The 6,351-nt window shown below is 55.3% G+C and carries 7 protein-coding genes and 1 pseudogene; 1 reads left to right on the forward strand and 7 read right to left on the reverse strand.

Annotated elements, in window-relative coordinates:
• Positions 1–36: 36 nt before the first annotated feature.
• From modC to K419_RS0111535, 5 genes are all read right to left on the reverse strand, one after another.
• Positions 37–1,092, reverse strand: coding sequence for a molybdenum ABC transporter ATP-binding protein (gene modC, locus K419_RS0111515; protein WP_026841726.1), 1,056 nt, complete (start codon positions 1,090–1,092; stop codon positions 37–39).
• The gene (modB, locus tag K419_RS0111520) at positions 1,089–1,778 is read right to left on the reverse strand and encodes a molybdate ABC transporter permease subunit (RefSeq protein ID WP_026841727.1); all 690 of its coding nucleotides are present in this window, start codon (positions 1,776–1,778) and stop codon (positions 1,089–1,091) included. Before modB ends, modC begins: the two co-directional genes overlap by 4 nt.
• An 8-nt stretch (positions 1,779–1,786) precedes the next feature.
• Positions 1,787–2,167 carry a molybdenum cofactor biosynthesis protein MoaE gene (locus K419_RS0111525; protein WP_026841728.1) on the reverse strand — a complete coding sequence of 127 codons (381 nt, stop codon included), beginning with the start codon at positions 2,165–2,167 and terminating at the stop codon, positions 1,787–1,789.
• Between the two features lie 24 nt (positions 2,168–2,191).
• Positions 2,192–2,935, reverse strand: coding sequence for a molybdate ABC transporter substrate-binding protein (modA, locus tag K419_RS0111530; protein ID WP_026841729.1), 744 nt, complete (start codon positions 2,933–2,935; stop codon positions 2,192–2,194).
• Between the two features lie 407 nt (positions 2,936–3,342).
• Entirely contained in the window at positions 3,343–3,744 is a 402-nt protein-coding gene (locus tag K419_RS0111535) for a winged helix-turn-helix transcriptional regulator (RefSeq protein ID WP_012531306.1), read from the reverse strand.
• 97 nt (positions 3,745–3,841) lie between these two features.
• Here K419_RS0111535 and K419_RS0111540 point away from each other — a divergent pair, with 97 nt between their 5' ends.
• On the forward strand, positions 3,842–4,699 hold the full coding sequence (locus tag K419_RS0111540) for an SDR family oxidoreductase (RefSeq protein WP_026841730.1): 858 nt from the start codon (positions 3,842–3,844) through the stop codon (positions 4,697–4,699).
• A gap of 160 nt (positions 4,700–4,859) precedes the next feature.
• On the opposite strand, the gene fic is transcribed toward K419_RS0111540, so the two are convergent.
• Together fic and K419_RS23155 are read right to left on the reverse strand one after the other, a co-directional pair.
• Positions 4,860–5,465: a protein adenylyltransferase Fic gene (gene fic / locus K419_RS0111545; RefSeq protein WP_035497180.1), complete on the reverse strand. Its 606-nt coding sequence runs from the start codon at positions 5,463–5,465 to the stop codon at positions 4,860–4,862.
• A gap of 596 nt (positions 5,466–6,061) precedes the next feature.
• Positions 6,062–6,351: pseudogene (locus K419_RS23155) on the reverse strand (hypothetical protein); the annotation flags it as partial.

The following is a 6,351-nucleotide window of genomic DNA, read 5'->3' on the forward strand; positions in this document are numbered from 1 at the left end:
GGACCCCGCCCCCCTAACCAGCGCGACGGCTTCCCATCACCAAATCTGCCGGAACGCTGAGGCTTTCATAGCCGCAAAAACTTCGCATCCCACTTTCAATTCCAATTCCTCCGCTGCTTGGCTGACCACTTCCGCCACAAGAGTATTCGTACCACAGGCTAATTCAACGCCTATCCGACCGGCTGATTCAAAAAGTGATGTGACTTTACATTGTAAAAGGTTCCGTGCGCTAATGGCCTGCGGGTGTTTCTTGAACAGGATGATGTCCTTCGAGGAAAGCTCGTAATGTGCCTGGTCCAGGAAAAGGCCCGCAGCTATGAGGAGAGTGCTGTTGCCGAACCGGTAACGGTATAGCCCCCGCTCTCGCTCTGCATTGCCCAAGTGAAGCAGGTTCACGTATCCCACGGGCGAAAGCCCCATTCGCGTTCGCGCCAGGGCCTCACATGTGGTCATGTCAACCACTTGCCCCTTTGACAGTACAAGGGTCTGCTCCGTCATGAGTCGCATCTCTACCATTGAGTGAGATATGAAAAGATAGGGGATGCCGAACTCGCTGGCTACCTTCTTCAGGTAGGGGATTATGTGGAACTTCAATCCATCGTCGAGAGCAGACAACGGCTCGTCCATGATCAACAGTTGCGGATTGCAAAGGACCGCCCGGCCGAGCGCGATGCGTTGCTTTTCCCCTCCCGACAGGTTGCCGACCCCGCGTTCAAGCAAGTGGGACAGACCAAGAACTTCGACCAGGCTGTGAAAGTCGATAGTGCGAAGTTCGCGGTCAAGCCACCTGTGCCCGTAGAGCAGGTTTTTTTTCACATCCAGATGGGGAAACAGCGCATGCTGCTGAAAAACCATTGCAATGCGGCGCTTTTCCGGCGCAACATTTATTTTTCTCTCTTTACTGTAGAGACAGCGGCCATCAAGCAGTATCTCGCCTGCATCTGGCCTCTCCAAGCCGCAAAGCAGGCGAACCAGCGTAGACTTGCCACTACCTGACATCCCGAAGATGCCGAGACTCTTCCCGCTGAAGTTCATATCGATCGACAACGCGAAACTGGAGTACGCCTTTTCCACCTTGATCAAAAGATTCATGCACCGTTTCTCCGTGCAGCTTTTCGGGCGAACCTCTCATGCAGGTACATGACAGCAACGGAAATCGTCACGGATGCCAGGCAAAGCGACAGCGCCATTTGTTCGCTGGTGGGCGAGCAGGCATACTCGTAGATGGCCAGGGGAATGGTCTGAGTGACCCCCGGGATGTTGCCCGCGACGATTATGGTGGCGCCAAACTCCCCGAGACTGCGTGCGAACATCAGGGACGATCCGGCCAGAAGGCCGGTTAGCGACAGAGGAAGAATAACGCTTATCAGAGTTCCAAACCAAGTTGCGCCCAGGGTACGGGCCGCATGAATGAGTTGCCTGTCGATTCCTTCCAGCGAAGTTCTCAGTGACCGGACCAGGAGCGGGAACCCTACCACTGCGGACGCGACAACGGACGCCTTCGCGGTAAAAATGATCCGGATGCCGTGCTGACTGAGCCAGGCTCCCAGCCAGCCGTGGGTCCCGAACATCACCAGTAGCAGGTATCCCACCACCACCGGTGGCAGGGTGAGCGGCAGGTTTACCAGCACTTCAAGCAGCAACTTCCCCCGGAACTCGAGGTAGGTGAGCAGGCAGGCGACGGCGTATCCAAAAGGAAGCGAGAGGATGGAGGCCGCCGCCGCCACCTTGATGGATAGGGCGATTGCTTGGTAGTCAGCGGGAGAAAGGGGGGGCAGCAACATGATTACCCGCAGACCTCGTTCTTCACGATGGTCTGCATCTTACGGAGCCTGGCAACACCTTGCTTACAAGCCGCAAAGGCATCTTCGCTGTTCGGGGAACTCGCTGCCGCCAAGGAGATGATTTCGCCGACGCAGAGCCGCCCGGTACGTCGGATCAAAAGGGTGTCGACGAGCCTGAAGCTTCGCTCAAGTTCCTCAGCTATTGTTCGCAATTCCGCCTCCGCGTCGCCTTGGGTGCCATAATCGATGTAACTCGTCGTCCCAGCCTCTCCGGTCTGCGGCTTGACCACAGCGAAATGCAGCACAATTGAACCTGCAGTTTCTGCGGGAATACTGTCGTAGATCTTGGACGGGTCGATTTGATCGGAGGTAATTATGACCATATTTTTTCCTTATAAACGTAGTCGTCAGTGGGACGCGAAACCGTATTTGGCAAGTACCGCCTTGGCCTCACCCCCCATTAGGAAACCAAGGAAGTCGGCTGCCTCCTTATTTCTGCCCCCGGCTGCCGTGAGCGCCATGGGATACACCACCCTAGGATAAAGCTCCTGAGGAACAGTGAAGAGTATCCTCGCTTTTTTCGCCTGCAGAGCATCTGTGCGGTACACAAAGCCGCCGTCCACTTCGCCGCGCTCCACGTACATGAGGCATTCGCGCACATCCCTTGCCATGACCAACTTCTTCTCGATCTGCTTATCCAGTCCCGCTTTTTTCAGCGCCTCGGTGGCATACTCACCGGCTGGCACACTCTTCGGGCTACCAATAGCAATGCGATCCAACTTGACCAGATCCCGTAGCGAGGTCGCCTTGCCCGGGGTGCCTGCAAAAACAAGGGTGTTGTAAGTAAAGGTTCCGATGCTGCCAGGATCGACCAGTTTCTTCGCCTTGAGATAGTTCATCCATTCGACATTGGCCGAGACAAACAGGTCTGAGGGAGCGCCGTGTTCGATCTGTTTGGCGAGTTGTCCGGACGCCGCGTAATTTTTCACGAACTTTACGCTGGGGTGCTTGTGGGAATAGCTGTCGGAAAGCTCGTTAACCACCTCCTTGAGGCTTGCAGCCACGGAAAGGTTGACCTCGCCGGCTAGGGCGGGCGAGACCAAAAGGGTGCAGCAGATAAGGAAGAGGATCAACTTCTTGAGAGAATGCATGATTCCTCCAATGTTGCAGTGGATAAGGGGCGCCGGTTCGCTACATCGTTGTCTGTTACTGCAGCGCAGCCCGTTATATTGGCACTACGCCTTCTGCTCGATACATACTTTCATTCCTGACCTGGTACGCGGAGACCATCACCTTCGTTATGAACGATATTACACAACACATGCCATGACACCGCTCGCAGAATAACTTATTAAAATCAGGCGAAAACAATGAGCCATTAAGCAATCAAATCTACAATGGCTGTCTGTTTTTTGTTCTTTTATGCCGACAAACTCGGCAGCGGGATAAGAAGCGGAAAAACTCCCCAAAGAGCGCGCCGCCGTTTTCAGCCATGCCGCCACGCATAAGCCTGGCGGCATGGTTCTAAGCCGTCTCAGGCCGCAACCTCTTTGCCCCCCTACCTGTCCGCTCCCGGGTGCACTGTCCGCTTAAGCACCATGATGGCCGGCAGGTTGCTTTCGATCCAGTCTGCCAGGGCCTCTACCTTCTCTCCTATGGCCCTTCCCAGCGGGGTCAGCGAGTATTCAACGTGAGGCGGCACAACCGGATAGGAAATCCGGTCGACGAATCCATCCCTCTCCAGATATTGGAGGGTCTGCGCAAGCATCTTTTCACTCACTCCTCCCACTTTGCGCCGCAGCTCGCTGAAGCGGTGCGTCCCTTCCATCAGTGCGACCAGCACGAGAACTCCCCATTGGCTGGTGACATGCTTCAGGATCTCCCGGGACGGGCACTGTGTGGAGAGCAGCTCTCCGCGGCGCAACTGGTCCGACAGAGTGACGACTTCGGATTCAATCATGACACTTACCTTTTTGTGCGTACTTACTTTTTGTAATCGTTGTTGCTATGCTTCACCTGTAACACAGATCGCATGCACACATAAAGGAGATACTCATATGATCGTCGTCACTGGAGCCACCGGACAGTTAGGGCGCCTCGTCATCGCATCGCTTCTCAAAAAAGTACCAGCCTCCCGCATCGTCGCCGCGGTACGGAACCCCGACAAGGCCAAAGACCTTGCCAACCTCGGCGTCCAGGTTCGCCGGGCCGACTACGACCTGCCCGAGAGTTGGGAAAGCGCACTCGTCGACGCCGAGAAGGTGCTGCTGATCTCTTCCAGCGAGGTTGGCAAGCGCATCGGCCAGCACCGCACCGTCATCGATGCGGCCAGAAGGGCCGGCGTGAAACTTCTCGCCTACACCAGCCTGCTGCGGGCCGATAGCTCCCCCCTCGGACTCGCCGCCGAGCATGTCGCCACCGAAACCATGATCCGCGACTCCGGTATCTCATTCGTCATGCTACGTAACGGCTGGTACACCGAGAACTACGCCGCCAGTATCGCTCCGGCGGTCGAGCATGGGACCTTCTACGGCTCCGCCGGCGACGGCCGGATCGCGTCGGCCGCCCGCGCCGACTACGCAGAAGCCGCCGTTGCCGTGCTCACCACTGAAGCGGAGGGGGGACGGGTCTACGAACTGGCCGGCGACAAAGCCTACACACTCACCGAATTCGCCGCCGAGATTTCCCGCCAGTACGGCAAGCCTGTCAACTACGTCAACCTCCCCGAACTCGAGTACAAGAAGCTGCTCGTTTCCGTTGGGCTTCCTGAGCCGGTCGCAGCTCTCCTGGCCGATTCCGACAGCGGCGCCGCAAAAGGTGGTCTCTTCGACGATAGCCGTCGACTGAGCACCCTGATCGGCAGGCCGACCACCGCCCTGGAAGCGGTGATAGCCCAAGGCAAAAAAGGCGCGTGAAGCGCCCGGCTTGCCTCTTCAAGATTCCAAGCGCAAAAAAGCCCGCCGTGTTGCACGGCGGGCTTTTGTTCATTCGAACACTATAAGCTGGGTTGTGGTCTCCGATTATCAGGCGGTGGCCGGAAGTGGCCTGCCCTCCCTCATGTCAAATGACTCACGGCTACAGATCCTCGGTCTTAAATTCGCTATAGCCTTCGTAGTAATAGCTGACATCGATCCCCTTCATAAACAAGGCGCGGTCGTCAATCTGGTCAGTGAGGGCTTGCTTCAGCAGGAATTTTATTTCAAGGTCTTTCACCACACTGCGCTGCATGGCGGAAAGATATTCTTCTTTGTCGACTTGGTTCCAATCCACCACCTGCCGGGTTTCTTTTTTAAGCATCAGATCCAGCCAGATGCGGGTGGCGCGGCCGTTGCCTTCGCGGAAAGGGTGGGCAACATTCATCTCGACATATTTTTCGATGATTTGGTCAAACGTGCTCTGGGGCATGGCATCGATATGTTTCAACGATGCCTCTAAATACATGAGCGGCACGAAACGGAAATCTCCTTTGGCTATATTTACATCACGGATTTTTCCGGCAAAGGGATAAATATCTTCAAACAAATAGGCGTGGATAGTCGCGAGTCCGGCGAATTTACCCACCTCGACCTTGTCGATGTCGCCAGAGTCAAAAAGCTGCCTGGCTTTTTGTTTGCTGAATTTTTCTTCGGCTCTGGCCAATTCGATCTGATCGGTGATGTTTAATTTGTTTTCGAGAATCATGCGACATCTCCTTCAAACTCGGCGCCTTCAGTCTCCGCAACAGTGGCATCAATATAATTGCTACACACAGTTTAGCGTCCTTGCCTCCATCGGGGAACGATTTCGTTAAACTCGATGGTATTACAGGACTCACCGGAAGGCGGAAGAAACTAAACGACCTAAACTACGTCCCGCTTGCCCCCAACTTACACAACTTACCACTGTCCCCTCACCCCCCGTTTTTGCCACTGCTATAGCGCCGCAGCGTGCGAAAGCCTAACACGACCTTAGTAAGTAATTCAAATACTTTGTCAACAGCAGAAATTCCCCAGACCGCAAAACGGCCATTGGGTTCTTCTCCTATCTGGCCGTTAATAGTCTTGGATATTCCAGGTAGCGTGGAGAGCAGGGTTTCCCCCTGCCCTCCCTCATCAAACCAAGGTCAAGGGGGCAGGCAAGACATCCTTACATTCAAAGCCATGCTTTATCCCTGGTCCCCGCCACAGCGACCCCGGTGCTTAAAATCACCGGGGTCGCTCTATTTTGCTATCTCATGACGTCCGCTCTGACCGTCGCCCTCACCGCCTCGGCGCGTGTCAAGCTAGTTGTCGCCTGACCTATGCAGCGTTGACAGTTTTATTTTCTTCTTCGAGGACGACTTTGGTCACTACTGCCTCGCGTTCTGGATTGAGTGTCACGGCTGCCACTGGCGTCCAATCACGGGTACTACCTGACCACCGCCGAGGGTTCGCTTCTCTTGCTTTTCCATAGAGCTCGTGGCGAGCCCTGAGAATCTCAACATCCTCTCCGGCATGACGTTGAGCGGGGGTTACGTACTTGATGCCACTGTGTCGATGATCGAAGTTGTACCAGTGGACAAATCGCGCTCCCCAAAGCCGTGCTTCCT

It is taken from the genome of Citrifermentans bremense R1 (assembly GCF_000426865.1).
Classification (GTDB): domain Bacteria; phylum Desulfobacterota; class Desulfuromonadia; order Geobacterales; family Geobacteraceae; genus Geomonas; species Geomonas bremensis.